General features: G+C 68.9%; 38 protein-coding genes. 33 read left to right on the top strand and 5 right to left on the bottom strand.

What is annotated here, in order from left to right:
- Positions 1-11: 11 nt before the first annotated feature.
- Positions 12-515, bottom strand: coding sequence for a carboxymuconolactone decarboxylase family protein (locus tag FHU40_RS09125; RefSeq protein WP_183591880.1), 504 nt, complete (start codon positions 513-515; stop codon positions 12-14).
- Positions 512-1,654 carry an NAD(P)H-dependent amine dehydrogenase family protein gene (locus tag FHU40_RS09120; protein WP_183591879.1) on the bottom strand — a complete coding sequence of 381 codons (1,143 nt, stop codon included), beginning with the start codon at positions 1,652-1,654 and terminating at the stop codon, positions 512-514. Before FHU40_RS09120 ends, FHU40_RS09125 begins: the two co-directional genes overlap by 4 nt.
- A 481-nt stretch (positions 1,655-2,135) precedes the next feature.
- Here FHU40_RS09120 and rpsJ point away from each other — a divergent pair, with 481 nt between their 5' ends.
- The 26 genes from rpsJ (at position 2,136) to FHU40_RS08990 (ending at position 16,895) form a co-directional block, all read left to right on the top strand.
- Positions 2,136-2,444, top strand: coding sequence for a 30S ribosomal protein S10 (rpsJ, locus tag FHU40_RS09115; RefSeq protein ID WP_008360994.1), 309 nt, complete (start codon positions 2,136-2,138; stop codon positions 2,442-2,444).
- Positions 2,445-2,454: 10 nt separating this feature from the next.
- Positions 2,455-3,129 carry a 50S ribosomal protein L3 gene (gene rplC, locus FHU40_RS09110; RefSeq protein ID WP_183591878.1) on the top strand — a complete coding sequence of 225 codons (675 nt, stop codon included), beginning with the start codon at positions 2,455-2,457 and terminating at the stop codon, positions 3,127-3,129.
- A 2-nt stretch (positions 3,130-3,131) separates the two neighbouring features.
- Positions 3,132-3,746: a 50S ribosomal protein L4 gene (gene rplD, locus FHU40_RS09105; RefSeq protein WP_183591877.1), complete on the top strand. Its 615-nt coding sequence runs from the start codon at positions 3,132-3,134 to the stop codon at positions 3,744-3,746.
- The gene (rplW, locus tag FHU40_RS09100; RefSeq protein ID WP_183591876.1) at positions 3,743-4,048 is read left to right on the top strand and encodes a 50S ribosomal protein L23; all 306 of its coding nucleotides are present in this window, start codon (positions 3,743-3,745) and stop codon (positions 4,046-4,048) included. The genes rplD and rplW overlap by 4 nt, the downstream gene beginning before the upstream one ends.
- A gap of 28 nt (positions 4,049-4,076) precedes the next feature.
- On the top strand, positions 4,077-4,913 hold the full coding sequence (rplB, locus tag FHU40_RS09095) for a 50S ribosomal protein L2 (RefSeq protein WP_183591875.1): 837 nt from the start codon (positions 4,077-4,079) through the stop codon (positions 4,911-4,913).
- A 5-nt stretch (positions 4,914-4,918) separates the two neighbouring features.
- On the top strand, positions 4,919-5,200 hold the full coding sequence (gene rpsS, locus FHU40_RS09090; RefSeq protein ID WP_183591874.1) for a 30S ribosomal protein S19: 282 nt from the start codon (positions 4,919-4,921) through the stop codon (positions 5,198-5,200).
- Positions 5,197-5,634, top strand: a complete 438-nt coding sequence (gene rplV, locus FHU40_RS09085; protein WP_183591873.1) for a 50S ribosomal protein L22 — start codon at positions 5,197-5,199, stop codon at positions 5,632-5,634. Before rpsS ends, rplV begins: the two co-directional genes overlap by 4 nt.
- Positions 5,634-6,470, top strand: coding sequence for a 30S ribosomal protein S3 (gene rpsC, locus FHU40_RS09080; RefSeq protein ID WP_183591872.1), 837 nt, complete (start codon positions 5,634-5,636; stop codon positions 6,468-6,470). The genes rplV and rpsC overlap by 1 nt, the downstream gene beginning before the upstream one ends.
- 3 nt (positions 6,471-6,473) lie before the next feature.
- Positions 6,474-6,893 carry a 50S ribosomal protein L16 gene (rplP, locus tag FHU40_RS09075; protein WP_183591871.1) on the top strand — a complete coding sequence of 140 codons (420 nt, stop codon included), beginning with the start codon at positions 6,474-6,476 and terminating at the stop codon, positions 6,891-6,893.
- Entirely contained in the window at positions 6,893-7,132 is a 240-nt protein-coding gene (rpmC, locus tag FHU40_RS09070; protein ID WP_183591870.1) for a 50S ribosomal protein L29, read from the top strand. The genes rplP and rpmC overlap by 1 nt, the downstream gene beginning before the upstream one ends.
- The gene (gene rpsQ / locus FHU40_RS09065; RefSeq protein ID WP_183591869.1) at positions 7,129-7,410 is read left to right on the top strand and encodes a 30S ribosomal protein S17; all 282 of its coding nucleotides are present in this window, start codon (positions 7,129-7,131) and stop codon (positions 7,408-7,410) included. The genes rpmC and rpsQ overlap by 4 nt, the downstream gene beginning before the upstream one ends.
- A 68-nt stretch (positions 7,411-7,478) precedes the next feature.
- Positions 7,479-7,847 (top strand): 50S ribosomal protein L14, encoded by a 369-nt coding sequence (rplN, locus tag FHU40_RS09060; protein WP_157341741.1) that lies wholly within the window; start codon positions 7,479-7,481, stop codon positions 7,845-7,847.
- Between the two features lie 3 nt (positions 7,848-7,850).
- Positions 7,851-8,216 carry a 50S ribosomal protein L24 gene (gene rplX, locus FHU40_RS09055; protein WP_215525270.1) on the top strand — a complete coding sequence of 122 codons (366 nt, stop codon included), beginning with the start codon at positions 7,851-7,853 and terminating at the stop codon, positions 8,214-8,216.
- Positions 8,216-8,806 carry a 50S ribosomal protein L5 gene (rplE, locus tag FHU40_RS09050; protein ID WP_183591868.1) on the top strand — a complete coding sequence of 197 codons (591 nt, stop codon included), beginning with the start codon at positions 8,216-8,218 and terminating at the stop codon, positions 8,804-8,806. The genes rplX and rplE overlap by 1 nt, the downstream gene beginning before the upstream one ends.
- A gap of 1 nt (position 8,807) precedes the next feature.
- Positions 8,808-8,993: a type Z 30S ribosomal protein S14 gene (locus FHU40_RS09045; RefSeq protein ID WP_183591867.1), complete on the top strand. Its 186-nt coding sequence runs from the start codon at positions 8,808-8,810 to the stop codon at positions 8,991-8,993.
- Between the two features lie 82 nt (positions 8,994-9,075).
- Positions 9,076-9,483, top strand: a complete 408-nt coding sequence (gene rpsH, locus FHU40_RS09040; protein ID WP_183591866.1) for a 30S ribosomal protein S8 — start codon at positions 9,076-9,078, stop codon at positions 9,481-9,483.
- Positions 9,484-9,512: 29 nt separating this feature from the next.
- Positions 9,513-10,052 carry a 50S ribosomal protein L6 gene (gene rplF, locus FHU40_RS09035; RefSeq protein ID WP_183591865.1) on the top strand — a complete coding sequence of 180 codons (540 nt, stop codon included), beginning with the start codon at positions 9,513-9,515 and terminating at the stop codon, positions 10,050-10,052.
- A 2-nt stretch (positions 10,053-10,054) separates the two neighbouring features.
- Positions 10,055-10,438, top strand: a complete 384-nt coding sequence (rplR, locus tag FHU40_RS09030) for a 50S ribosomal protein L18 (RefSeq protein ID WP_183591864.1) — start codon at positions 10,055-10,057, stop codon at positions 10,436-10,438.
- Positions 10,439-10,471: 33 nt separating this feature from the next.
- On the top strand, positions 10,472-11,089 hold the full coding sequence (rpsE, locus tag FHU40_RS09025) for a 30S ribosomal protein S5 (RefSeq protein ID WP_183591863.1): 618 nt from the start codon (positions 10,472-10,474) through the stop codon (positions 11,087-11,089).
- Complete coding sequence (rpmD, locus tag FHU40_RS09020) at positions 11,089-11,271, top strand: 50S ribosomal protein L30 (RefSeq protein WP_165228353.1); 183 nt, start codon at positions 11,089-11,091, stop codon at positions 11,269-11,271. The genes rpsE and rpmD overlap by 1 nt, the downstream gene beginning before the upstream one ends.
- Before the next feature lies 1 nt (position 11,272).
- Entirely contained in the window at positions 11,273-11,713 is a 441-nt protein-coding gene (rplO, locus tag FHU40_RS09015; RefSeq protein ID WP_183591862.1) for a 50S ribosomal protein L15, read from the top strand.
- Between the two features lie 184 nt (positions 11,714-11,897).
- Positions 11,898-13,211 carry a preprotein translocase subunit SecY gene (gene secY / locus FHU40_RS09010; protein WP_183592263.1) on the top strand — a complete coding sequence of 438 codons (1,314 nt, stop codon included), beginning with the start codon at positions 11,898-11,900 and terminating at the stop codon, positions 13,209-13,211.
- Entirely contained in the window at positions 13,212-13,787 is a 576-nt protein-coding gene (locus FHU40_RS09005; protein WP_183591861.1) for an adenylate kinase, read from the top strand.
- A gap of 14 nt (positions 13,788-13,801) precedes the next feature.
- Positions 13,802-14,620, top strand: a complete 819-nt coding sequence (gene map / locus FHU40_RS09000) for a type I methionyl aminopeptidase (protein ID WP_183591860.1) — start codon at positions 13,802-13,804, stop codon at positions 14,618-14,620.
- Positions 14,621-14,788: 168 nt separating this feature from the next.
- Positions 14,789-15,820 (top strand): TerC family protein, encoded by a 1,032-nt coding sequence (locus FHU40_RS08995; protein ID WP_183591859.1) that lies wholly within the window; start codon positions 14,789-14,791, stop codon positions 15,818-15,820.
- A gap of 28 nt (positions 15,821-15,848) precedes the next feature.
- The gene (locus tag FHU40_RS08990) at positions 15,849-16,895 is read left to right on the top strand and encodes an LLM class flavin-dependent oxidoreductase (RefSeq protein ID WP_343057795.1); all 1,047 of its coding nucleotides are present in this window, start codon (positions 15,849-15,851) and stop codon (positions 16,893-16,895) included.
- A gap of 74 nt (positions 16,896-16,969) precedes the next feature.
- Here the strand turns inward: FHU40_RS08990 and FHU40_RS08985 are convergent, their stop codons facing one another.
- Positions 16,970-17,131, bottom strand: coding sequence for a sigma factor (locus FHU40_RS08985; RefSeq protein ID WP_221199535.1), 162 nt, complete (start codon positions 17,129-17,131; stop codon positions 16,970-16,972).
- Positions 17,132-17,548: 417 nt separating this feature from the next.
- Between FHU40_RS08985 and infA the strand changes: the two genes are divergently transcribed.
- From infA to rplQ, 7 genes are all read left to right on the top strand, one after another.
- The gene (gene infA / locus FHU40_RS08980) at positions 17,549-17,770 is read left to right on the top strand and encodes a translation initiation factor IF-1 (RefSeq protein ID WP_011757309.1); all 222 of its coding nucleotides are present in this window, start codon (positions 17,549-17,551) and stop codon (positions 17,768-17,770) included.
- Between the two features lie 56 nt (positions 17,771-17,826).
- Complete coding sequence (rpmJ, locus tag FHU40_RS08975) at positions 17,827-17,940, top strand: 50S ribosomal protein L36 (RefSeq protein WP_011757308.1); 114 nt, start codon at positions 17,827-17,829, stop codon at positions 17,938-17,940.
- 273 nt (positions 17,941-18,213) lie between these two features.
- Positions 18,214-18,588: a 30S ribosomal protein S13 gene (rpsM, locus tag FHU40_RS08970; protein WP_183591858.1), complete on the top strand. Its 375-nt coding sequence runs from the start codon at positions 18,214-18,216 to the stop codon at positions 18,586-18,588.
- A 68-nt stretch (positions 18,589-18,656) separates the two neighbouring features.
- On the top strand, positions 18,657-19,064 hold the full coding sequence (gene rpsK / locus FHU40_RS08965; protein WP_028644819.1) for a 30S ribosomal protein S11: 408 nt from the start codon (positions 18,657-18,659) through the stop codon (positions 19,062-19,064).
- A gap of 64 nt (positions 19,065-19,128) precedes the next feature.
- A complete protein-coding gene (gene rpsD, locus FHU40_RS08960; RefSeq protein WP_183591857.1) occupies positions 19,129-19,737 on the top strand; it encodes a 30S ribosomal protein S4 in 609 nt (202 codons plus the stop codon).
- A gap of 113 nt (positions 19,738-19,850) precedes the next feature.
- Positions 19,851-20,867 carry a DNA-directed RNA polymerase subunit alpha gene (locus FHU40_RS08955; RefSeq protein WP_183591856.1) on the top strand — a complete coding sequence of 339 codons (1,017 nt, stop codon included), beginning with the start codon at positions 19,851-19,853 and terminating at the stop codon, positions 20,865-20,867.
- A 201-nt stretch (positions 20,868-21,068) separates the two neighbouring features.
- Positions 21,069-21,668 (top strand): 50S ribosomal protein L17, encoded by a 600-nt coding sequence (gene rplQ, locus FHU40_RS08950; RefSeq protein WP_183591855.1) that lies wholly within the window; start codon positions 21,069-21,071, stop codon positions 21,666-21,668.
- 55 nt (positions 21,669-21,723) lie between these two features.
- On the opposite strand, the gene FHU40_RS08945 is transcribed toward rplQ, so the two are convergent.
- Positions 21,724-22,614 (bottom strand): ketopantoate reductase family protein, encoded by an 891-nt coding sequence (locus FHU40_RS08945; RefSeq protein ID WP_183591854.1) that lies wholly within the window; start codon positions 22,612-22,614, stop codon positions 21,724-21,726.
- Positions 22,615-22,620: 6 nt separating this feature from the next.
- On the bottom strand, positions 22,621-22,983 hold the full coding sequence (locus tag FHU40_RS08940; protein WP_183591853.1) for a GntR family transcriptional regulator: 363 nt from the start codon (positions 22,981-22,983) through the stop codon (positions 22,621-22,623).
- Between the last annotated feature and the right edge of the window lie 2 nt (positions 22,984-22,985).

Below are 22,985 nucleotides of genomic sequence, written 5' to 3'. Positions count from 1 at the left end.
GGCCCATCCTGTCAGTGGCCGCCCTGCTGCGGGACCGCGTTGCTGGGCAGCACGCAGGCCGCGTCTAGTCCGAGCACGTGGTTGAGGCGGCCGAAGGCCAGCCACGAGCCGAGGCACATCGAGAGCTCGACGATCTCGCGGTCGCTGTAGTGGGCCTTCATCCGGGTCCAGAACCCGTCGTCCAGCCCGTGGTGGTCGACGGCGTACCGCTCGGCGTACTCCGCCGCCAGCCGGGTCCGGTCGTCGAAGTCGCCGGTGGTCCGCCAGTGGGTGACGGCGTCGGCGAAGGTGTCCTCGACGCGGACGCCGTCGCGCTCGGTGCGCCAGTCCTGGCAGAAGAGGCAGCCGTTGATCTGCGCGATCCGCAGCCGCGCGGCCTCGAACTCCCGCAGCCCGAGTGTCGTGTGCTCGTAGACGCTGGTGGCGAACGCCGAGGCGGGGATGCCGATCCCCGGCACCATCTCGCCCCACACGTAGAGGATCGGGTCCTTGTCCTCGGGCAGGTCGACGATCATGCTGTGCTCCTTCCGGTTCCGGCGATGCGGCCGCTCGCCGGCGTGAGGGGTACGTCGAGCCCGTCGTACAGACCGGGCGCGGCGCTGGTCAACCACGGGATCGCGTTGACGAGTCGGTTCGCGGCCGTCGCATTGCCCCCGGCGGCCCGGTTGCCGCCCTCGTCGGTGGCCTCCAGGCTCAGCTCGATGCGAGGTCGGCCCTCGATGACCACGCGGTGCGCGCCCGCGCCGCCGTCGGGCGGCACCGGCCAGTCCGGGGCGCAGCCGGGGTCGATCCGGGTGACGTGCTCGACGACGATCCGCGGCACCCCCGCAACGACGCCCTGCACCTCGAAGCGCAGCGCGCCCTGGGTCCCGGCCTCGAAGAGCCCCATCGCGTTGGTCGCGTCGGCGTCGAGCGCCCGCCGGTCGACGGTCTCGCGGATCTCGTCGAGCGGCACCCCGAGCGCCCGCGCGATCATCCGCACCTGACCGCCCCAGACCATCGTCGGGACGCCGGCCGCCACCATCGGCGGCACCTGGTCCATCGGCTCGCCCATGCCGACGAGGTGCCGCACCGAGTCGGGCTGGTCGTAGGTCGAGTAGTCGAAGATCTCCTGGCAGCGGACCTTGTCGAGGGTCCCCGCCACGGCGCTGAGCAGGACCGGCAGCACGTCGTTGCCCCAGCCCGGGTCGACTCCGCTGGCGAAGAGCGCGCTCGACCCCGACCGGGCCGCGGCCAGCAGGGGCGCGGTGAGCTCGGCGGGCGCGTGCCGCGGGTCGTAGAGGGCGTAGAGCGCCGGGGTCACCACGACCGCGCCGCCGCTCAGGCAGCGGGCGACGTCGGCGAGCGCGGCCTCGGGCCGCAGATCGCCCGAGGCCATGTAGGCGACGGCGCCGGCACCGTCGAGCGCGCCCAGCGCGGCACCCGCCTCCGTGGTGGCGAGTACGCCGAGCGCCCGGTCGAGGCCGGCCAGCTCCCCGGCGTCGTGGCCGGCCTTGGCGGGGGAGGAGGTCACCACGCCGGCCAGCCCCAGGCCCGGGTGGGCGGCCACGGCGCGGATCGCCGCGCGGCCCATGTTCCCGGTGCCCCACACGACCACCGGTACGGTGGGGACCTGGCCCGGAGGCGGGAAGTAGAACGTGTTCTCGTCGCCCATGGCTGGACGATAGCCGAGTCGCCGGGTTTCGAGACGCGTCACGGGTCCCGCGCTGGCGCGCGGCCCCCGTCGACGCTCCTCAACCTCGCCGGCTGGGCCCTCCCTCCTCGCAGGCTCGGAGCGAGGGGCCGGCGAATTGGCTTGGTGCGGGATCTTCTGCCAAGATAGTCCGGTTGCTTCGGCGGGTTGCCGGGGTGCACTGCACATCTTGACTTCTGAATCGCGTCTCCTCAGGGATAGCTCAGTGGTCTGCGTGTGTGGCCGCACCGAACCTGGAGACCCGATCTGCTCGACGAAACCGTCGGGCGCCACCAACAAAACGAATGCGAGACCCGGTCTCGTGTTGTGCCTCAACAGCGCGACACGCCCGACCGCGGGGGTCGGAGCAGGAGCGGTGGGGAGCACGGGCGGGACCTACTCAAGCCCGAGGACGTTCCGGAACACGCACGCGGCACAGAACCAGTGAGGACGAGAGAGACCTATGGCGGGACAGAAGATCCGCATCAGGCTCAAGGCCTATGACCACGAGGTGATCGACACCTCGGCGCGCAAGATCGTGGACACCGTCACCCGTACGGGTGCCAAGGTCGCCGGCCCGGTGCCGCTGCCGACCGAGAAGAACGTGTACTGCGTCATCCGCTCGCCCCACAAGTACAAGGACTCCCGCGAGCACTTCGAGATGCGCACCCACAAGCGCCTCATCGACATCATCGACCCCACGCCGAAGACCGTCGACTCGCTCATGCGGCTCGACCTGCCCGCCGGCGTCGACATCGAGATCAAGCTCTGAGGTCGAGAACATGAGTACTTTCGAACGCAATGTGAAGGGCCTGCTGGGCACCAAGCTCGGCATGACCCAGGTCTGGGACGAGAACAACCGCGTCGTCCCCGTGACCGTGATCGACGCCGGCGCGAACGTCGTCACGCTGGTCCGCACGCCCGACACCGACGGCTACAACGCCATCCAGGTCGGCTACGGCGAGATCGACGGTCGCAAGGTGACCAAGCCGCAGGCCGGCCAGTTCGCCAAGGCGGGCACCACGCCGCGTCGCCACCTGGTCGAGATCCGCACCGCCCTCGCGACCGAGTTCACGGTCGGCCAGGAGCTGCCCGTCGACACCTTCGCCGCCGGCGAGGAGATCGACGTGACCGGCACCAGCAAGGGCAAGGGCTTCGCCGGCACGATGAAGCGGCACGGCTTCGCCGGTGTCTCCGCGTCGCACGGTGCGCACCGCAACCACCGCAAGCCGGGCTCGATCGGCGCCTGCGCCACCCCCGGCCGTGTGTTCAAGGGTGTGCGGATGGCGGGCCGGATGGGCTCCGACACGGTCACCACCCAGAACGTCACCGTCCACGCGGTCGACGTCGAGAAGGGCCTGGTCCTGCTCAAGGGCGCCGTCCCCGGCCCCAAGGGCAGCCTCGTGGTCCTCCGCTCGGCCGCCAAGAACTCCCTCACTTCTGGCAAGGAGGTCTGAGCATGGCTAGCGTGAAGAAGGCGAAGGTCGACCTGCCCGCCGAGATCTTCGACGTCGAGGTCAACGTCCCGCTGATCCACCAGGTCGTCGTGGCCCAGCAGGCCGCCGCCCGCCAGGGCACCCACGCCACCAAGACCCGCGGCGAGGTCCGCGGCGGTGGCCGCAAGCCCTACAAGCAGAAGGGCACCGGCCGCGCCCGCCAGGGCTCGACCCGCGCCCCGCAGTTCGCCGGCGGTGGCACCGTCCACGGCCCGCAGCCGCGCAAGTACGACCAGCGCACGCCCAAGAAGATGAAGGCGGCCGCCCTGCGCGGTGCCCTCTCCGACCGGGCCCGCAACGACCGGATCCACGTCGTCGAGTCGCTGATCGCCGCCGAGGTGCCGTCGACCAAGGCCGCGCTGGCCGCGCTGTCGACCGTCTCGGAGCGCAGCAACTTCCTCGTGGTGCTGGAGCGCACCGACTCGGTCACCTGGCTCTCGCTGCGCAACGCGCCCGAGGTGCACATCGTGGCCGTCGACCAGCTCAACACCTACGACGTGCTGGCCGCCGACGACGTCGTCTTCACCCAGGGTGCGTTCGACGCCTTCGTGAACAAGACCGAGGAGGCTGCGAAGTGAGCACCCTGCACAAGGACCACCGCGACATCCTGCTCGCACCGGTCGTGTCCGAGAAGAGCTACGGCCTGCTCGACGCGAACAAGTACACCTTCCTGGTGCACCCCGACGCGAACAAGACCGAGATCAAGATCGCGGTCGAGAAGGTGTTCAACGTCAAGGTGACGTCGGTCAACACGCTCAACCGGCCGGGCAAGACCCGGCGGACCCGCAACGGCCTGGGCAAGCGCAAGGACACCAAGCGCGCGATCGTCAGCCTCGCCGAGGGCCACCGGATCGACATCTTCGGAGGCCCGGTCTCCTGACCGGCGCGGACTAGAGGACTGAAGAGACATGGCAATCCGCAAGTACAAGCCGACCACCCCGGGTCGCCGGGGCGCGTCGGTCGCCGACTTCGTCGAGATCACCCGGACCACTCCGGAGAAGTCGCTGACGCGTCCGCTGCCCAAGAAGGGCGGCCGCAACAACCAGGGCCGGATCACCACCCGGCACCAGGGTGGCGGTCACAAGCGCGCCTACCGCATCATCGACTTCCGTCGCTACGACAAGGACGGCGTCCCGGCCAAGGTCGCGCACATCGAGTACGACCCCAACCGCACCGCGCGCATCGCGCTGCTGCACTACGCCGACGGCGAGAAGCGCTACATCATCGCGCCGAAGGACCTGACGCAGGGCACGCGCGTGGAGTCGGGGCCGAACGCCGACATCAAGCCCGGCAACAACCTGCCGCTGCGCAACATCCCGGTCGGCACGACCATCCACTGCGTGGAGCTGCGGCCGGGTGGCGGCGCGAAGATCGCCCGTTCGGCCGGCATCTCCGCCCAGCTGGTCGCCCGTGAGGGAAGTCGCGCGACGCTGCGCATGCCGTCCGGCGAGATGCGCTTCGTCGACGTGCGCTGCCGCGCCACGGTCGGCGAGGTCGGCAACGCCGAGCAGTCGAACATCAACTGGGGCAAGGCCGGCCGGATGCGGTGGAAGGGCAAGCGCCCGACCGTCCGTGGTGTCGTCATGAACCCGGTCGACCACCCGCACGGTGGTGGTGAGGGCAAGACCTCCGGTGGTCGCCACCCGGTCTCGCCCTGGGGCAAGCCCGAGGGTCGTACGCGCAAGCGCAAGGCCTCCGACTCCCAGATCATCCGCCGTCGCAAGTCCGGCAAGGGTAGGAAGTAACTGACATGCCTCGCAGCCTGAAGAAGGGCCCCTTCGTCGACGACCACCTGCAGAAGAAGGTGGACGCGGAGAACGAGAAGGGCACCCACAACGTCATCAAGACCTGGTCGCGCCGCTCGATGATCGTGCCGGACATGATCGGCCACACGATCGCCGTCCACGACGGTCGCAAGCACGTGCCGGTCTTCGTGACCGACTCGATGGTCGGCCACAAGCTCGGGGAGTTCGCTCCCACCCGCACCTACCGCGGGCACGTCAAGGAAGACAGGAAGGGACGCCGGCGATGAGCGCAGGAGACCGCCAGCGCGTCAGCGCGCGCCGCGAGTCGCTGCTCGGCGACCAGCCGGGTGCGTTCGCCAGCGCCCGCTACACGCGGATCACCCCGATGAAGGCCCGCCGTGTCGTCGACATGGTCCGCGGTCTGCCCGTCGAGGACGCGCAGTCGCTGCTGCAGTTCGCGCCGCAGGCCGCCTCCGAGACCGTCCTGAAGGTGCTGGAGAGCGCCGTCGCGAACGCCGAGACCACCGAGGGCCTCGACGCGAACGACCTGGTCATCTCCATCGCGCAGGTCGACGAGGGTCCGACCATGAAGCGGTGGCGTCCGCGTGCGCAGGGTCGTGCGACCCGCATCAACAAGCGCACCAGCCACATCACCCTGGTCGTCCAGCCGGCCGACGTGGTGGAGCAGAAGGCGACCGCCAAGAAGAGGAAGAGTGCCTGATGGGCCAGAAGATCAACCCGAACGGCTTCCGTCTGGGCATCTCGACGGACCACAAGAGCCGTTGGTACGCCGACAAGCTGTACAAGTCGTACGTCGGCGAGGACGTCGCCATCCGCAAGCTGCTCTCCAAGGGCATGGAGCGGGCCGGCATCGCGAAGGTCGAGATCGAGCGAACCCGTGACCGCGTCCGGGTGGACATCCACACCGCGCGTCCGGGCATCGTCATCGGTCGCCGTGGCGCCGAGGCCGACCGGATCCGCGGCGAGCTCGAGAAGCTCACCGGCAAGCAGGTCCAGCTGAACATCCTCGAGGTCAAGAACCCCGAGATCGACGCGCAGCTGGTCGCCCAGGGCGTGGCCGAGCAGCTGTCGGGCCGCGTGCAGTTCCGGCGCGCCATGCGCAAGGCGATGCAGACCTCGATGCGCTCCGGTGCCAAGGGCATCCGGATCCAGTGCTCCGGCCGCCTCAACGGCGCCGAGATGTCGCGCACCGAGTTCTACCGCGAGGGCCGGGTACCGCTGCACACCCTCCGCGCCGACATCGACTACGGCTTCTACGAGGCCCGCACGACCTTCGGCCGGATCGGCGTCAAGGTCTGGATCTACAAGGGCGAGGTCGCCGGCACCCGTGCCGAGCGTCAGGCCCAGGCCGCCGCCCGCGCGGGCGTCCCCGGTCGCAGCGGTCGCCCCTCGCGGGGCGGCGACCGTCCGAACCGGGGCTCGCGCGGCGACCGTCCGTCGCGCGCGGACCGCGCCGGCGGCGCACCCGCCGAGGCCCCCGCCGAGGCTGCCGCCCCGGCTCCCGCCTCGAACGACGCAGCACCGCAGGAGGGCTGACCCATGTTGATGCCCCGTCGTGTCAAGCACCGCAAGCAGCACCACCCGAAGCGGACCGGTGCGGCCAAGGGCGGCACCCGTCTCGCCTTCGGCGACTTCGGCATCCAGGCGGTCGAGGGTCACTACGTGACCAACCGCCAGATCGAGTCGGCTCGTATCGCGATGACCCGTCACATCAAGCGTGGCGGCAAGGTCTGGATCAACATCTACCCGGACCGCCCGCTCACCAAGAAGCCCGCCGAGACTCGGATGGGCTCCGGCAAGGGCTCGCCCGAGTGGTGGGTCGCGAACGTGAAGCCGGGTCGGGTCATGTTCGAACTCTCCGGTGTGGATGAGGGAACCGCTCGCGAGGCGATGCGCCGCGCGATGCACAAGCTCCCGATGAAGTGCCGCTTCGTCTCCCGTGAGGCAGGTGAATTCTGATGGCGACCAAGGCTCACGAGCTCGACGAGCTGAACGCCGTGGACCTCGAGTCGAAGCTGCGCGAGGCCAAGGAGGAGCTGTTCAACCTCCGCTTCCAGGCGGCCACCGGCCAGCTGGAGAGCCACGGCCGGCTCCGCACGGTCAAGAAGGACATCGCCCGGATCTACACCGTGGTGCGCGAGCGCGAGCTCGGCATCCGGCCGACGCCGGGTCAGGACAACGAGGATGGTGACGCATGAGCGAGCAGGCTCCGGCGAACGCTGGTGAGCGGAATGCCCGCAAGGTCCGGGAGGGCCTGGTCGTCAGCGACAAGATGGACAAGACCGTGGTCGTGTCCGTCGAGGACCGCGTCAAGCACGCGCTGTACGGCAAGGTCATGCGGCGCACCAGCAAGCTGAAGGCGCACGACGAGAAGAACGAGTGCGGCATCGGCGACCGCGTGCTCCTCATGGAGACCCGCCCGCTGTCGGCCACCAAGCGTTGGCGCGTCGTCGAGATCCTCGAGCGCGCCAAGTAATCCACCCGTTCGGCCAGGCTCACTGCCCGCTGAGGCGATGAGAACCGGCACGACAACCAGGAGAAGAAATGATTCAGCAGGAGTCGCGACTCAAGGTCGCCGACAACACCGGTGCGAAGGAGATCCTCTGCATCCGTGTTCTCGGTGGCTCGGGTCGCCGCTACGCCGGCATCGGCGACGTCATCGTCGCCACCGTGAAGGACGCGATCCCCGGTGGCAACGTGAAGAAGGGTGACGTGGTCAAGGCCGTGATCGTGCGCACCGTCAAGGAGCGTCGCCGCCCCGACGGTTCCTACATCCGCTTCGACGAGAACGCCGCCGTCATCCTCAAGTCGGACGGCGAGCCGCGAGGCACCCGCATCTTCGGCCCCGTGGGCCGCGAGCTGCGCGAGAAGAAGTTCATGAAGATCATCTCGCTGGCACCGGAGGTGCTCTGACTCATGGGCAAGAACAGTGTGAACATCAAGAAGGGCGACACCGTGAAGGTGATCGCCGGCAAGGACAAGGGTGCCGAGGGCAAGGTCATCCAGGTGCTCCGTGAGGAGCAGCGGGTGATCGTCGAGGGTGTCAACCGCGTCAAGCGGCACACCAAGGCCGTCAACCAGGGCGGCCGGGCCGGCAACACCGGCGGCATCATCACCACCGAGGCCCCGATCCACGTCTCCAACGTGATGCTGGTCGAGGGCGACGGCGTCACCCGGATCGGCTTCCGCCGCGACGAGGTCACCAAGCGTCGGCCGGACGGCTCGACCTACCAGGCCGAGCGCAGCGTCCGCATCTCGCGCAAGACCGGCAAGGAAATCTGATGACCGAGACACTGAACGAGACCACGTCGGCCTCGGCTGCGGTCCCTCCGCGCCTGAAGACCCGCTACCGCGAGGAGATCCTCCCCGCGCTCAAGGCGGAGTTCGAGATCCAGAACGTCATGCAGGTGCCCGGCCTGACCAAGATCGTGGTCAACATGGGCGTCGGCGAGGCGGCCCGTGACTCGAAGCTGATCGAGGGCGCGGTGCGCGACCTCACCGCGATCACCGGTCAGAAGCCGCTCGTGACCAAGGCCCGCAAGTCCATCGCGCAGTTCAAGTTGCGTGAGGGCATGCCGATCGGTGCGCACGCGACGCTGCGCGGCGACCGGATGTGGGAGTTCCTGGACCGCCTGCTGTCGTTGGCGCTGCCCCGGATCCGCGACTTCCGAGGCCTGAACCCGAACCAGTTCGACGGGCGTGGCAACTACACCTTCGGTCTCACCGAGCAGGTCATGTTCCACGAGATCAACCAGGACAAGGTCGACCGGTCCCGCGGCATGGACATCACGATCGTCACCACTGCCACCAACGACGAGCAGGGTCGCGCGCTGCTCAAGCAGCTCGGATTCCCGTTCAAGGAGAGCAACTGACATGGCGAAGACCGCTCTGAAGGTCAAGGCCGCTCGCAAGCCGAAGTTCGTGGTGCGCGGCTACACCCGGTGCCAGCGCTGCGGCCGTCCGAAGGCCGTCTACCGCAAGTTCGGCCTGTGCCGCATCTGCCTGCGGGAGATGGCGCACCGCGGCGAGCTGCCCGGCGTCACCAAGTCCTCCTGGTAATCACCTCTAGCACGTTGAAGGTCGGCCGTCCCGCCCTGCAGTCGCGGAGCACGGTCGAAACCACGGCGAGAAAGAACCCATCATGACGATGACTGACCCGATCGCAGACATGCTGACCCGTCTGCGCAACGCCAACCAGGCGTACCACGACGCGGTGTCGATGCCCTACAGCAAGCTGAAGGCCGGCGTCGCGGAGATCCTTCGGCAGGAGGGCTACATCACCTCCTTCGACGTGAAGGACCCGGCCGAGGGCGAGGTCGGCAAGACGCTGACCATCACCCTCAAGTACGGCCGCAACCGGGAGCGCTCCATCGCGGGCGTCCGCCGGATCAGCAAGCCGGGCCTGCGGGTCTACGCCAAGCACACGGGCCTCCCGAAGGTGCTCGGCGGCCTGGGTGTCGCGATCATCTCGACGAGCCAGGGCCTGCTGACCGACCGCCAGGCCAACCAGAAGGGCGTGGGTGGGGAAGTCCTCGCCTACGTCTGGTGACGACGAGAACTGCGAAGGAGTAGAAGAGCATGTCGCGCATTGGCAAGCTTCCGATCGCGGTCCCGTCGAGCGTGGACGTCGCGATCGACGGCGCGCTGGTGACCGTCAAGGGCCCCAAGGGCACCCTGACCCACACCGTGGCCGCGCCGATCACCATCGAGAAGAACGACGGCGTCCTCGACGTCAGGCGGCCTGACGACCACCGGGACAGCAAGGCCCTGCACGGCCTGACCCGGACCCTGGTCAACAACATGGTCGTCGGCGTGACCGAGGGCTACGAGAAGAAGCTCGAGATCGTGGGCGTGGGCTACCGCGTCCTGTCGAAGGGTCCGACCCAGCTGGAGTTCCAGCTCGGCTACTCGCACTCGATCACCTTCAACGCCCCCGAGGGCATCACCTTCACGGTGGAGGGCCCGACCAAGCTCGGCGTCCAGGGCATCGACAAGCAGCTCGTCGGTGAGGTCGCCGCCAACATCCGCAAGCTGCGCAAGCCCGAGCCGTACAAGGGCAAGGGCGTTCGCTACGCGGGTGAGCACATCCGCCGCAAGGTCGGAAAGGCTGGTAAGTGACCATGGCGATCTCGCTTTCGAACAACAAGCACACCGCGGCGCGCACCAAGTCGCGCCTGCGTCGCCAGGTCCGGGGCCGCAAGAAGGTCAACGGCACCGCCGACCGGCCGCGGCTGGTGGTCACCCGCTCGTCGAAGCACATCACCGTCCAGGTCGTCGACGACCTGGTGGGCAAGACCCTCGCGTCGGCGTCCACCATGGAGGCGGACCTGCGCGGCTTCGACGGCGACAAGACCGCGAAGGCCAAGAAGGTCGGCGAGCTCGTCGCCGAGCGGGCCACCTCGGCCGGCGTCTCGGACGTCGTGTTCGACCGGGCCGGCAACAAGTACCACGGCCGCATCGCGGCCCTGGCCGACGGCGCCCGCAGCGGCGGCCTGACCTTCTGATCGCGAAGACTTAGAGAGAAGAGGAACAGTCTCATGAGCGGAGCCCAGCGCGGACAGCGCGGTGGCGAGCGCCGGGGCGGGCGGGACGACCGTCGCGGCCAGGGCGCTGACAAGACCGCCTACATCGAGCGCGTCGTCGCGATCAACCGTGTCGCCAAGGTCGTGAAGGGTGGTCGTCGCTTCAGCTTCACCGCCCTCGTGGTCGTCGGCGACGGCGACGGCCTGGTCGGTGTCGGCTACGGCAAGGCCAAGGAGGTCCCGGCCGCGATCGCCAAGGGTGTCGAGGAGGCGAAGAAGCACTTCTTCCGCGTCCCCCGCATCCAGGGCACCATCCCGCACCCGGTGCAGGGTGAGAAGGCCGCCGGCGTCGTCCTCCTGCGTCCGGCCGCGCCCGGTACCGGCGTCATCGCCGGTGGCCCGGTGCGTGCGGTGCTGGAGTGCGCCGGCATCCACGACGTGCTGAGCAAGTCGCTCGGCTCGTCGAACCAGATCAACATCGTGCACGCGACGGTCGAGGCCCTGCGGATGCTCGAGCAGCCGGAGGCCGTGGCCGCTCGTCGCGGCCTGCCGGTCGAGCAGGTCACCCCGGCGGCGCTGCTGAAGGCCCGGGTCGAGGTTCCGGCGGGGGTCTCGGAGGAGGTGACCTCCTGATGGCGCAGCTGAAGGTCCAGCAGAAGAAGTCCACGATCGGCTGCAAGGCCAACCAGCGCGAGACCCTGCGCACGCTCGGTCTCAAGCGGATCGGCGACGTGGTCGTCAAGGAGGACCGCCCGGAGATCCGTGGCATGGTCCACACCGTCCGTCATCTGGTGACGGTCGAGGAGGTCGACTGACATGACGCTCAAGCTGCACCACCTGCGTCCTGCCCCGGGTGCCAAGACCGCCAAGACCCGGGTGGGTCGCGGTGAGGCCTCCAAGGGCAAGACCGCGGGCCGCGGTACCAAGGGCACCAAGGCTCGCTACCAGGTCCCGGTCGCCTTCGAGGGTGGCCAGATGCCGATCCACATGCGGCTGCCGAAGCTCAAGGGCTTCAAGAACCCCTTCAAGGTGGAGTTCCAGGTCGTCAACCTCGGCCGGATCAACGAGCTCTTCCCCGAGGGCGGCGCCATCGGTGTCGACGACCTCGTGGCCAAGGGTGCGGTCCGCGACGGTCACCCCGTCAAGGTCCTCGGCCAGGGCAAGCTGTCCGTCGCCGTCCAGGTGAGCGCCAACGCGTTCTCCGGGTCGGCCAAGGAGAAGATCGAGGCGGCCGGCGGCTCGGCGACCGTCGTCTGATCGGTTTGACCACCAGCATCATGGGCGCGGCGGTCCTGCACCTCGCAGGACCGTCCGCGCCCGATGTGTCTGCCGAGGTGTATTCAGACGTACGGCCGAGCGGTGTCCAGCCGCCTGTTAGGCTGCCCCGGGTCCTCGCGGTGCGATCGCCTGGGCCGCTTCGTGCTTGGAGAAAGAGGATGTCGTGCTGATCGCGTTCGCGAACGCTTTCCGGACCCCGGACCTGCGGCGCAAGCTGCTGTTCGTCCTGATGATCATCGCGGTCTTCCGGTTGGGTTCCCAGATCCCGACGCCGGGTGTGGACGTCGGCAACGTCCAGGCCTGTGTGGACATCGCTCAAGAGGGCGACAGTGCCGGGCTCTACAACCTGGTGAACCTGTTCTCCGGCGGGGCGCTGCTCCAGCTGACGGTCTTCGCGCTGGGCATCATGCCCTACATCACCGCGAGCATCATCCTGCAGCTGCTCGTCGTGGTGATCCCGCGGCTCGAGGCCCTCAAGAAGGAGGGTCAGTCCGGCCAGACCAAGATCACGCAGTACACCCGGTACCTCACGCTCGGCCTCGCGGTCCTGCAGGCCACCGGCATCGTCGCGCTGGCCCGGTCGGGCAACCTGCTGCAGGGCTGTGACCCGACGGTCTACCCGCTGCTGCACGACGACGGCACCGCCACCTTCCTGGTGATGGTCGTGACCATGACCGCCGGCACCGCCATCATCATGTGGCTCGGCGAGCTGATCACCGAGCGCGGCGTCGGCAACGGCATGTCGCTGCTGATCTTCACCCAGATCATCGCCGGGTTCCCGTCGTCGATGTGGGCGGTCCAGCAGTCCAAGGGCTGGTGGGTCTTCGGCGTCGTGATGATCATCGGCCTCATCGTCGTCGCGGCGGTCACCTTCGTCGAGCAGGCGCAGCGCCGGATCCCGGTGCAGTACGCCCGCCGGATGGTCGGCCGGAAGATGTTCGGCGGCAGCTCGACGTACATCCCCCTCAAGGTGAACCAGGCCGGCGTCATCCCGGTCATCTTCGCCTCGTCGCTGCTCTACCTGCCGGCGATGATCGTGCAGTTCAACCAGAACTCCAGTTCGGCGGTCCTGGACTGGGTCAACGCCCACCTGGTCCGCGGCGACCACCCGATCTACATGATCGTGTTCTTCCTGCTCATCGTGTTCTTCACCTACTTCTACGTCTCGATCACCTTCAACCCGCAGGAGGTCGCAGACAACATGAAGAAGTACGGCGGCTTCATCCCCGGGATCCGGGCGGGCAAGCCGACCGAGGAGTACCTCTCCTACGTCCTGTCCCGCATCACGCTGCCCGGAGCGCTCTACCTGGGCCTGATCTCCCTGATCCCGCTGATCGCGTTCGCCATGATCGAGGCCAACCAGAACTTCCCGTTCGGTGGCACCAGCATCCTGATCATGGTCGGCGTCGCCCTCGACACCGTGAAGCAGATCGAGAGCCAGCTCCAGCAGCGCAACTACGAAGGGTTCCTCCGCTAAATGAGGCTGATCATCATGGGGCCCCCGGGCGCTGGGAAGGGCACCCAGGCCCGATTCATCGCCGAGCACTTCAAGATCCCCGCGATCTCGACCGGAGACATCTTCCGCGCCAACGTCTCCGAGGGCACCGAGCTCGGCATCGAGGCGAAGCGGTACATGGACGCCGGGGAGTACGTCCCCGACGAGGTGACCAACCTGATGGTCCGCAACCGGATCGACGACGCCGACGCCGTCTCCGGGTTCCTGCTCGACGGCTACCCGCGCACGCTCGCCCAGGTCGAGGAGCTCGACGGGATGATCAAGTTCACCGGGCACCGCCTCGACGCGGTCGTGTGCCTGACGGTGGACCAGGACGAGATCGTCTCCCGCCTGCTCCAGCGCGCCCAGGTCGAGGGCCGTGCCGACGACACCGAGGACGTCATCCGGCGTCGTCAGCAGGTCTACCTCGAGCAGACCGCCCCGCTGATCGAGGTCTACAAGGCCCGCGGCATCGTGCACGAGATCGACGGCCTCGGCGAGGTCGACGAGGTCACGCAGCGGATCTTCACCGCACTCGACGTCGTCCCCGAAAGCTGACTCCGGGGCATCTGATGGGCCTGCGGGACCGCGGCGTCGAGATCAAGACGCCGGAGCAGATCGACGGCATGCGCCGGGCCGGCCTCGTGGTCGGCCGCACGCTCGAGCTGCTGCGCGGCCACGTGCGGGCGGGCGTGTCCACCGGGGAGCTCGACGGCATCGCCGAGGACAGCATCCGTTCGGCGGGCGCGAGCCCGTCGTTCCTCGGCTACCACGGCTTCCCGGCCTCGATCTGCGCGTCGGTCAACGACGAGATCGTGCACGGCATCCCCGGCGAGCGGGTGCTCGCTGACGGTGACGTCATCTCGATCGACTGCGGCGCCATCGTCGACGGGTGGCACGGCGACGCCGCGATCACGGTGCCGGTCGGCGAGGTGACCCCCGAGCTGACCGAGCTGCTGCGGGTCACCGAGGAGTCGATGTGGCGGGGGATCGCGGCCGCCCACCTGGGCGGCCGCGTCACCGACATCTCGCACGCCATCGAGCGGCACGTGCGCTCGCAGGGCCGCTACGGCATCGTCGAGGACTACACCGGCCATGGCATCGGGTCCGCGATGCACCAGCCGCCCGACGTGCCCAACTACGGTCGCGCGGGCAAGGGCCCCCGTCTGGTCGAGGGCCTCGCGCTGGCCGTCGAGCCGATGGTCACCCTCGGCACCGCCGAGACCGACCTGCTCGCCGACGACTGGACCGCCGTCACGGCCGACGGCAGCCGGGCGGCGCACGTCGAGCACACGTTCACGCTGACCGCCACGGGCACGTGGGTGCTCACCGCCCTCGACGGCGGCGAGGCCGCGCTGACCGCGCTCGGGGTCAGGTTCGGCGGACGCTGAGTCCGGGTACTCGCCCTCCATGTGACAGGATTGGCCGCGCAGTGGGGAGTATCCCTTCGCTGCGGGTTCGTCAGCACGAGGCGGTGACCGCCTCCGGGCCCGTGGGCCGCCGCGGTGGTGGGAGAGACCTCTGACGGTTTCCCGTCCCCCGACCTGCAGGAGCCTTCGTTGGAGATCACGACCCTCGAGTGGGCCATCACCATCATCGCCACGTGCGCGGTGCTGTTGTTCGACGTCATCGTCATCGCGCGCAACCCGCACGAGCCGTCCTTCCGTGAGTGCGCGATCGCACTGAGCGTCTACATCGGCGCGGCGGTCGCCTTCGGCGCCTGGATCTGGATCTCCCATGGCCACGACATGGGCATCGAGTTCTACACCGGCTGGCTGACGGAGTACTCGCTGTCGATCGACAACCTCTTCGTCTTCATCATCCTGATGGCGGCGCTGCGGGTGCCACGCGAATACCAGCAGGAAGCGCTGATGGTCGGCATCATCCTGGCGCTGGTCTTCCGCGGCATCTTCATCGCGCTCGGCTACCAGCTGATCAACAACTTCAGCTGGGTCTTCTACATCTTCGGCGCGTTCCTGGTCTACACGGCGTACGGCCTGGTCAAGAGCTATCGGAGCCACGAGGACGAGCACCCGGAGGAGAACCGGATCGTCCAGTTCGCCCAGACCCACCTCAACGTGGGCGACGAGTACCACGGCCTCAAGCTCTGGTACCGCAAGAACGGCGCGCGCCTGGTCTCGCCGATGCTGATCGTGATCATCGCGCTGGGCACCACCGACCTGCTCTTCGCGCTCGACTCGATCCCGGCGATCTTCGGCATCACCCAGGAGCCGTACCTGGTCTTCACCGCGAACGTCTTCGCCCTGATGGGGCTGCGCCAGCTCTACTTCCTGCTCGGTGGCCTGCTCAAGAAGCTGGTCTACCTCTCGCTGGGCCTGGCGTTCATCCTGGCCTTCATCGGGATCAAGCTCGTCCTGCACGCGCTGCACGAGAACGAGCTGCCGTTCATCAACGACGGCGAGCACGTCTCGGTGCCGGACATCTCCTCGCTCTTCAGCCTGGGCGTGATCGTGGTGACCCTGGTGGTCACCGGCGTCGCCAGCATCATGGCCTCGCGGCGGATGTCGGAGCCGGAGATCGAGGAGCACACGGGCAACCTGCGGGCGCCCGGCGCAGACGGCACGGAATAGCCGGCCCCGGCGCGCGGGTTGCCCCGAGGTGAGCACCCGTGACCTGTCCCTGTCGGTCCTCGACCTGGTGCCGGTGCGCACCGACCAGGCGACGCCGGACGCGGTCGCGGCCTCGCTGGCGCTCGCGCGGGTCGCCGACGCGCGCGGCTACGAGCGCTACTGGCTGGCCGAGCACCACAACATGTCCGCGGTGGCGGCGACCAACCCGCCGGTGCTGATCGGTCTGGTCGCCGGGGCCACGGAGCGGATCCGGGTGGGCTCGGGCGGGGTGATGCTGCCCAACCACGCACCGCTCGTCGTCGCCGAGCAGTTCGCCCTCCTCGAGGCCGCCTTCCCCGGTCGCATCGACCTCGGCATCGGACGGGCGCCGGGCAGCGACCCGGTCACGTCGTACGCCCTGCGGCATGGGGGTGGAGGAGTCAGTGACGAGGCGGTCTCCCGGTTCCCCGAGTACGTCGACAACGTGCTCGCGATGATGGAGCCCGCCGGCGTCGGCCTCGGCATCCAGGGCCGCACCTACCCGCTGAAGGCCACCCCGCTGGCGCGCAGCGTGCCGACGATCTGGCTGCTCGGCTCCTCGGACTACTCGGCCCGGCTGGCGGCCGAGAAGGGGATGCCCTACGTCTTCGCGCACCACTTCTCCGGCAGCGGCACCGCCGAGGCGCTCGCGCTCTACCGCGACGGGTTCCGGCCCTCGCCCGAGCTCGCCGAGCCGAGGACCTTCCTGACCGTCAACGCGGTCGTGGCCGAGACCGACGAGGAGGCCCGCCGGCTGGCGCTGCCGCAGCTCCAGGCGATGCTGGCGCTGCGCACCGGCGGCGAGCTCCGGCCGCAGCGGCTGGTCGAGGAGGCCGAGAAGGTCGAGCTGCCGCCCGCGCACCTGGACCTGATGGACGCGATGGCGCGGCGCTGGATCATCGGGACCCCCGACGCCGCGCGGGCCCGGATCGAGGAGCTCGCCACGACGTACGCCGTCGACGAGGTGATGGTGCACCCGGTCGCGGGTGCCTTCACCGGTACCGAGGCCGGCCGCAGCCCCGCGCGCGAGCGCACGCTGGAGCTGCTGGCCGGCTGACGCGGGTCAGGAGTAGAGGTCGTCGACGGTGCGGAGGACGGTGCCGGCGGCGTCGAGGAGTTCGACCGGCAGGGTCAGATCAGCGCCTCGAGGCGGCGCCAGGCGATCGCGAACGTCTCGGCCACCACGTCGTCGGCCTCCGTGGGCCCGCAGTGGCGCACGGCGTAGGCGTAGACCCGCGGTGCGCACTCGTCGTACACGGCCGCCAGGCGGTCCCGGGCCTCGGTCTCCCTCACCGCAGCATCCTCATGACAGGTAATGCCCGGGGGGAGCAACGGTGCCACATCGGCATTGGGTTTCGAGACGTGTCGTTGGGCCACTCGCTGGCGCTCGTGTCCCAACCGACACTCCTCAACCTCCCCGGCTGATCGCTCCGTCTCGAGCAAGCTCGAGACGGAGCGGCCGGTGAAATTCGTGTTTCCGCGCCGGTTCCGACTAGACTGGTGCGTCGGCCCAACGTGGGTCTGTTTCGTGGTGCCTCGCGGCTGCCCGGATCACCTGGGTGGATCACTCCTCGAGTGGCTCACCCCTGTGCCCGGGATGAGGTCCCCCGAGCGGCTCTACGAGGTCCACCGCCCACCCTTTGCATCACGGGGGGAGGGCGGGCGGTTCCCGGGTCACGGTAGACACCAGATCAACAGATTGTGGAGGACATGCCGAAGAAAGAAGGCGTGATCGAGATCGAGGGCACCGTCGTGGAGGCCCTTCCGAACGCGATGTTCCGCGTGGAGCTGAGCAACGGTCACAAGGTTCTCGCCCACATCAGCGGCAAGATGCGCCAGCACTACATCCGGATCCTCCCCGAGGACCGGGTCGTGGTGGAGCTCTCGCCGTACGACCTCACGCGGGGTCGGATCGTCTACCGGTACAAGTGAGCGAGCTCGCGAGCTCGCCGTCGAAATAGTCAGCCGATACCGGAAAGGGCCTGACAGTGAAGGTCAAGCCGAGCGTCAAGCCGATCTGTGACAAGTGCAAGGTGATCCGTCGCCACGGACGCGTCATGGTCATCTGCGAGAACCCGCGTCACAAGCAGCGTCAAGGCTGAAGCCACGCGCGACGAAGGAGCGCGAGGCGTCTCAGCCGCAGATTGAGCAAGCCCTCCGGCCGAGCTTGCGAGGCCGGAACGGGCGCGTCGAAGTCCCGCAAGACGGAAGACGGGCCCGACCACAACTGAAAACCAAACGTGATCGCTTAGCGGTCTCGACAGGCTCGACCACCGAGATCGCGAACCACCTCCGGAGCAGTGGCCGGAGCGTCGTCCGAGGCGGACGCCGGCGCGTCACGACTGACACCACCGCGCAACCCGAAAGGCCACCACATGGCACGCCTCGTTGGTGTGGACCTCCCGCGCGACAAGCGCATCGAGGTCGCACTCACCTACATCTACGGCATCGGCCGTACCCGCGCCCAGCAGCTCCTGGCCGCCACCGGGGTCAACCCCGACCTGCGCGTCCACGAGCTCGGCGATGAGGAGCTGGTCAAGCTCCGTGACGAGATCGAAGCCAACTTCAAGATCGAGGGTGACCTCCGTCGCGAGGTCCAGGCCGATATCCGTCGCAAGATCGAGATCGGCAGCTACCAGGGTCGCCGTCACCGTCAGGGCCTCCCGGTCCGCGGTCAGCGCACCAAGACCAACGCCCGCACCCGCAAGGGTCCGAAGCGCACGGTTGCCGGCAAGAAGAAGGCGAAGTGATCCGGCGCTGACGCGCTGATCCTCGTCGTTCACAGAGCTTCCAGACCAGAAACCTCAGGAGTTACTGCATGCCTCCCAAGAGCCGCACCGCGGCCGGCGCCAAGAAGGTGCGCCGCAAGGAGAAGAAGAACGTCGCCGTGGGCGAGGCCCACATCAAGAGCACGTTCAACAACACGATCGTCACGATCACCGACCCGACCGGTGCGGTGATCTCGTGGGCCTCGGCCGGCACCGTCGGCTTCAAGGGCTCGCGCAAGTCCACCCCGTTCGCCGCGCAGATGGCCGCCGAGGCCGCCGGTCGCCGCGCGATGGAGCACGGCATGAAGAAGATCGACGTCTTCGTGAAGGGCCCGGGCTCGGGCCGCGAGACGGCGATCCGTTCGCTGGGTGCGATCGGCCTCGAGGTCGGCACCATCCAGGACGTCACGCCCACGCCCCACAACGGCTGCCGGCCGCCGAAGCGCCGCCGCGTCTGAGGTTTCGAGACGGCGCCAGCGCGCCTGCTCAACCACCGGATTTCGAACAGGAGACTTGTAGAAGATGGCCCGTTACACCGGCCCCATGACCCGGAAGTCGCGCCGCCTCGGCGTCGACCTCGTCGGTGGCGACTCGTCCTTCGAGCGCCGTCCCTACCCGCCCGGCCAGCACGGCCGTGGCCGCATCAAGGAGAGCGAGTACCTCCTCCAGCTTCGTGAGAAGCAGAAGGCTCGCTTCACCTACGGCGTGATGGAGAAGCAGTTCCACAACTACTACTCCGAGGCGTCCCGCCGTGCCGGCAAGACCGGTGACAACCTGCTCCAGCTGCTCGAGTGCCGCCTGGACAACGTCGTCTACCGGGCCGGGTTCGCTCGCACCCGCCGGCACGCCCGTCAGCTGGTCGTGCACGGTCACTTCAAGGTGAACGGCAAGAAGGTCGACATCCCGTCCTACCAGGTCGCCGCGCACGACGTCATCGACGTCCGTGAGAAGTCGCTCGAGATGACCCCGTTCATCGTGGCTCGTGAGACCCACGGCGAGCGCGTCGTCCCGGCGTGGCTCGAGGCGATCCCGTCGCGGATGCGGATCCTCGTCCACCAGCTCCCGGTCCGGGCCCAGATCGACATCCCGGTCCAGGAGCAGCTCATCGTCGAGTTCTACTCGAAGAAGTGACCATGGTCGGCGCCGTGGAGACCGCGAGGAGTCGCGGCGCCGTCCTCACCTTCCGTCGACCCTGAAGTTCGGGCCCGTCAAATAGCGGGTGGGCCCGGAAAGGAAAGAAACAAGTGCTCATCGCACAGCGCCCCACTCTGTCGGAAGAGACCGTCGACGAGTTCCGTTCGCGGTTCGTCATCGAGCCCCTGGAGCCGGGCTTCGGCTACACGCTCGGCAACTCGCTGCGTCGTACCCTGCTCAGCTCGATCCCCGGTGCCTCGGTCACGAGCATCAAGATCGACAGCGTCCTCCACGAGTTCTCGACCATCGAGGGTGTCAAGGAAGACGTCACCGAGATCATCCTCAACCTCAAGGGCCTGGTCGTCTCCTCGGAGCACGACGAGCCCGTCACCATGTACCTGCGCAAGTCGGGTGCCGGTGACGTCACGGCCGCGGACATCGCGCCGCCGGCCGGCGTCGAGGTGCACAACCCGGACCTGAAGATCGCCACGCTGTCCGACAAGGGCAAGCTCGAGATGGAGCTGGTCGTCGAGCGCGGCCGCGGCTACGTCTCCGCCGTCCAGAACAAGGGCGCGGACAACGAGATCGGCCGGATGCCGGTCGACTCGATCTACAGCCCGGTCCTCAAGGTGACCTACAAGGTCGAGGCCACCCGTGTCGAGCAGCGCACCGACTTCGACAAGCTCGTCATCGACGTCGAGACCAAGCCGTCGATCCGTCCCCGTGACGCGATCGCCTCGGCCGGCAAGACGCTGGTCGAGCTCTTCGGCCTGGCCCGCGAGCTGAACGTCGAGGCCGAGGGCATCGACATCGGCCCGTCGCCGGTCGACGAGCAGCTGGCCGCCGACCTCGCCCTCCCGGTCGAGGACCTGCAGCTGACCGTCCGCTCGTACAACTGCCTCAAGCGCGAGGGCATCCACACCGTGGGTGAGCTCATCAGCCGCTCGGAGCAGGACCTGCTCGACATCCGCAACTTCGGCGCGAAGTCGATCGACGAGGTCAAGGCCAAGCTGGTCGAGATGGGCCTGTCCCTCAAGGACAGCGCGCCCGGCTTCGACCCGCACGCCGCCCTCGCGGCGTACGGCGATGACGACGACGATGCCTTCGTCGAGGACGAGCAGTACTGATGGAATTGCGCGAGCGTGTCGCCTTCGGCGCCACGCTGCCGCGCCGCAGTTGACGCAGTCTGTGGTTCCGGTCGCCTGGCGGCCTGAGGGTCGTGCTTCGGGTGACCGGGACACGGATTGCTGGACAAGTGAAAATCGATCGCCATCCTGGGCGGTCGTCTACCCCGGTACCTCGTACGGCCGGAGAGAAAAGAGAGAGCAATGCCCAAGCCCACCAAGGGTCCCCGCCTCGGCGGCAGCCCGGCCCACCAGCGCCTGATCCTGTCGAACCTGGCCACCCAGCTGTTCGAGCACGGCCGGATCACGACGACCGAGTCGCGGGCCCGCGCGCTGCGGCCGTACGCCGAGAAGCTGATCACCAAGGCCAAGAAGGGTGACCTGCACAACCGTCGCGAGGTCCTCAAGACCATCCGCGACAAGTCGGTCGTGCACGCGCTGTTCACCGAGATCGCGCCGACCTTCGCCGAGCGGCCCGGCGGCTACACCCGGATCACCAAGATCGGGCCGCGCAAGGGCGACAACGCCCCGCTGGCGGTCATCGAGCTGGTGACCGAGGCCTACCAGCCGTCGGCCCCCAAGGCGAAGAAGGCCGCTCCGGCCGCTGCTGCCCCCGCCCCGGTCGAGGAGGCCCCGGTCGAGGAGGCCCCGGTCGAGGAGGCCCCGGTCGAGGAGGCCGTCGCCGAGGACGTCGTCGCCGAGGACGCTCTCGTCGAGAACGTCGCGGAGGAGGTCGTGGCCGAGGAGGCCGCCGAGGAGGCTCCGGCCACCGAGGAGACCGCCGAGGACGAGGACAAGGCCTGACCCAGGTCTCGCACGTCGGCACGACGACCCGCCAGCGACTGCTGGCGGGTCGTCGTCATTTCAGGCACTCGCGGAGCACCCGGTCGCATGCGGGGGTCGGCACCCCGTGCAGCCGCCCGAGCAGCACGAGCTCGCCGACCCGGTGGTGGATCTCGGTGGGGAGCCCCCGGGCCAGGCTCTGCGCGAGCGAGTTGCCGCCGAAGCCGATGTCCGGCCGGGGCTGCAGGAGGTCGCCGCGGCGCTCGTCGTCCGTGGCCGCCGTGACCGCGCTGATCCCGGCGGCGGCCAGGACGGCCTCTCCCTCCGCGGCGACCTGCTCGGCGAGCCCTGGCGCCTCGTCGCCAGCGAAGAGCGTCGCCGCGTCGCCGGCGGCGTTGGTGAGCAGCTTCCGGTACTTCCACGCCATGATGTCCGGTCGCGGCCGCGACTCGAAGCCGGCCAGGCCGAGGTCGGCCGCGATCGCCTCGGCGGTCGCGTCCACGCCCTGCGGGTACCGGCCCAGGTCGAGGATCCCCGGCGTCGGCCCGCACTTCTGCACCACCACGCCCGGGTCGAGGTGCAGGGCGGGCAGCATCACGCACACGGCGTACGTCGCGGCGAACCGGCGCAGGACCTCCGGCTCGTTGGCGACGCCGTTCTGGGCACACGCGACCACCGTGCTCGGCGGGGCGTGACGCACGAGGTCGTCCAGGGCGGCCGCGGTCTGGTGCGACTTCACGGTCAGCAGCACCACCGTCTCCGCGCTCCAGTGGACCTGGGCGACGGAGGAGACGACGGGTGCCTCGATGCGATGACGTCCCTCGGGCGCGTCGAGCACCAGGCCGTGCTCGCGAAGGCGGACGAAGTGCTCACCGCGCGCGACCAGGGTGACCGGCACCCCGGCGAGGTGGAGGCGGCCGCCGATGACGCCGCCGACCGCGCCCGCGCCGTAGACCACGTACCGCATGTCGCGTCACCAGGCCCGCTCGACGAGACGGACCGCCTCGGGGAGGGTGAGGCCGAGCCGCCGGGCGGCGGCGACGTACGCCGCCGCGGCGTCGCGGGCATCGGCCCCGGAGCCGGCGGCGCTGGCCGCGACGAACGTGCCCCGCCGGCCCTCGGTGGCGATCACGCCGTCGGCCTCCAGCGCCCGGTAGGCCTTGGCGACGGTGTTGACCGCGAGCCCGATGTCGGCCGCCAGCGCGCGCACGGTCGGGAGGCGGGTGCCGGCGGGCAGGTCGCCGGAGGCGGCGCGCGTCGCGATCTGGGCGCGGAGCTGCTCGAAGGGCGGCACCGGCGAGTCGGCGTCGAGCGGGTGGACCACCATCTCGGTCATGA

Source organism: Nocardioides soli (assembly GCF_014191495.1).
Taxonomy (GTDB): domain Bacteria; phylum Actinomycetota; class Actinomycetes; order Propionibacteriales; family Nocardioidaceae; genus Nocardioides; species Nocardioides soli.
Note: the sequence above shows the minus strand (reverse complement) of the source record. Positions and strands in the feature narration are given on the sequence as shown.

Coding starts and splice junctions, on each gene's coding strand:
- rpsJ (WP_008360994.1), top strand. CDS start 2,136: ATGGCGGGACAGAAGATCCGCATCAGGCTCAAGGCCTATGACCACGAG.
- FHU40_RS09120 (WP_183591879.1), bottom strand. CDS start 1,654: ATGGGCGACGAGAACACGTTCTACTTCCCGCCTCCGGGCCAGGTCCCC.
- FHU40_RS09045 (WP_183591867.1), top strand. CDS start 8,808: ATGGCGAAGACCGCTCTGAAGGTCAAGGCCGCTCGCAAGCCGAAGTTC.
- rpsE (WP_183591863.1), top strand. CDS start 10,472: ATGAGCGGAGCCCAGCGCGGACAGCGCGGTGGCGAGCGCCGGGGCGGG.
- rplR (WP_183591864.1), top strand. CDS start 10,055: ATGGCGATCTCGCTTTCGAACAACAAGCACACCGCGGCGCGCACCAAG.
- rplP (WP_183591871.1), top strand. CDS start 6,474: ATGTTGATGCCCCGTCGTGTCAAGCACCGCAAGCAGCACCACCCGAAG.
- rplD (WP_183591877.1), top strand. CDS start 3,132: ATGGCTAGCGTGAAGAAGGCGAAGGTCGACCTGCCCGCCGAGATCTTC.
- rplV (WP_183591873.1), top strand. CDS start 5,197: ATGAGCGCAGGAGACCGCCAGCGCGTCAGCGCGCGCCGCGAGTCGCTG.
- FHU40_RS08945 (WP_183591854.1), bottom strand. CDS start 22,614: ATGCGGTACGTGGTCTACGGCGCGGGCGCGGTCGGCGGCGTCATCGGC.
- rplB (WP_183591875.1), top strand. CDS start 4,077: ATGGCAATCCGCAAGTACAAGCCGACCACCCCGGGTCGCCGGGGCGCG.
- rpsS (WP_183591874.1), top strand. CDS start 4,919: ATGCCTCGCAGCCTGAAGAAGGGCCCCTTCGTCGACGACCACCTGCAG.
- rpsM (WP_183591858.1), top strand. CDS start 18,214: ATGGCACGCCTCGTTGGTGTGGACCTCCCGCGCGACAAGCGCATCGAG.
- rpmC (WP_183591870.1), top strand. CDS start 6,893: ATGGCGACCAAGGCTCACGAGCTCGACGAGCTGAACGCCGTGGACCTC.
- rpsK (WP_028644819.1), top strand. CDS start 18,657: ATGCCTCCCAAGAGCCGCACCGCGGCCGGCGCCAAGAAGGTGCGCCGC.
- rplF (WP_183591865.1), top strand. CDS start 9,513: ATGTCGCGCATTGGCAAGCTTCCGATCGCGGTCCCGTCGAGCGTGGAC.
- rplQ (WP_183591855.1), top strand. CDS start 21,069: ATGCCCAAGCCCACCAAGGGTCCCCGCCTCGGCGGCAGCCCGGCCCAC.
- rpsQ (WP_183591869.1), top strand. CDS start 7,129: ATGAGCGAGCAGGCTCCGGCGAACGCTGGTGAGCGGAATGCCCGCAAG.
- rpsD (WP_183591857.1), top strand. CDS start 19,129: ATGGCCCGTTACACCGGCCCCATGACCCGGAAGTCGCGCCGCCTCGGC.
- rplC (WP_183591878.1), top strand. CDS start 2,455: ATGAGTACTTTCGAACGCAATGTGAAGGGCCTGCTGGGCACCAAGCTC.
- FHU40_RS09125 (WP_183591880.1), bottom strand. CDS start 515: ATGATCGTCGACCTGCCCGAGGACAAGGACCCGATCCTCTACGTGTGG.
- rpmD (WP_165228353.1), top strand. CDS start 11,089: ATGGCGCAGCTGAAGGTCCAGCAGAAGAAGTCCACGATCGGCTGCAAG.
- rplE (WP_183591868.1), top strand. CDS start 8,216: ATGACCGAGACACTGAACGAGACCACGTCGGCCTCGGCTGCGGTCCCT.
- rplX (WP_215525270.1), top strand. CDS start 7,851: ATGGGCAAGAACAGTGTGAACATCAAGAAGGGCGACACCGTGAAGGTG.
- rpsH (WP_183591866.1), top strand. CDS start 9,076: ATGACGATGACTGACCCGATCGCAGACATGCTGACCCGTCTGCGCAAC.
- rplN (WP_157341741.1), top strand. CDS start 7,479: ATGATTCAGCAGGAGTCGCGACTCAAGGTCGCCGACAACACCGGTGCG.
- FHU40_RS08940 (WP_183591853.1), bottom strand. CDS start 22,983: ATGACCGAGATGGTGGTCCACCCGCTCGACGCCGACTCGCCGGTGCCG.
- rpsC (WP_183591872.1), top strand. CDS start 5,634: ATGGGCCAGAAGATCAACCCGAACGGCTTCCGTCTGGGCATCTCGACG.
- infA (WP_011757309.1), top strand. CDS start 17,549: ATGCCGAAGAAAGAAGGCGTGATCGAGATCGAGGGCACCGTCGTGGAG.
- rplO (WP_183591862.1), top strand. CDS start 11,273: ATGACGCTCAAGCTGCACCACCTGCGTCCTGCCCCGGGTGCCAAGACC.
- map (WP_183591860.1), top strand. CDS start 13,802: ATGGGCCTGCGGGACCGCGGCGTCGAGATCAAGACGCCGGAGCAGATC.
- FHU40_RS09005 (WP_183591861.1), top strand. CDS start 13,212: ATGAGGCTGATCATCATGGGGCCCCCGGGCGCTGGGAAGGGCACCCAG.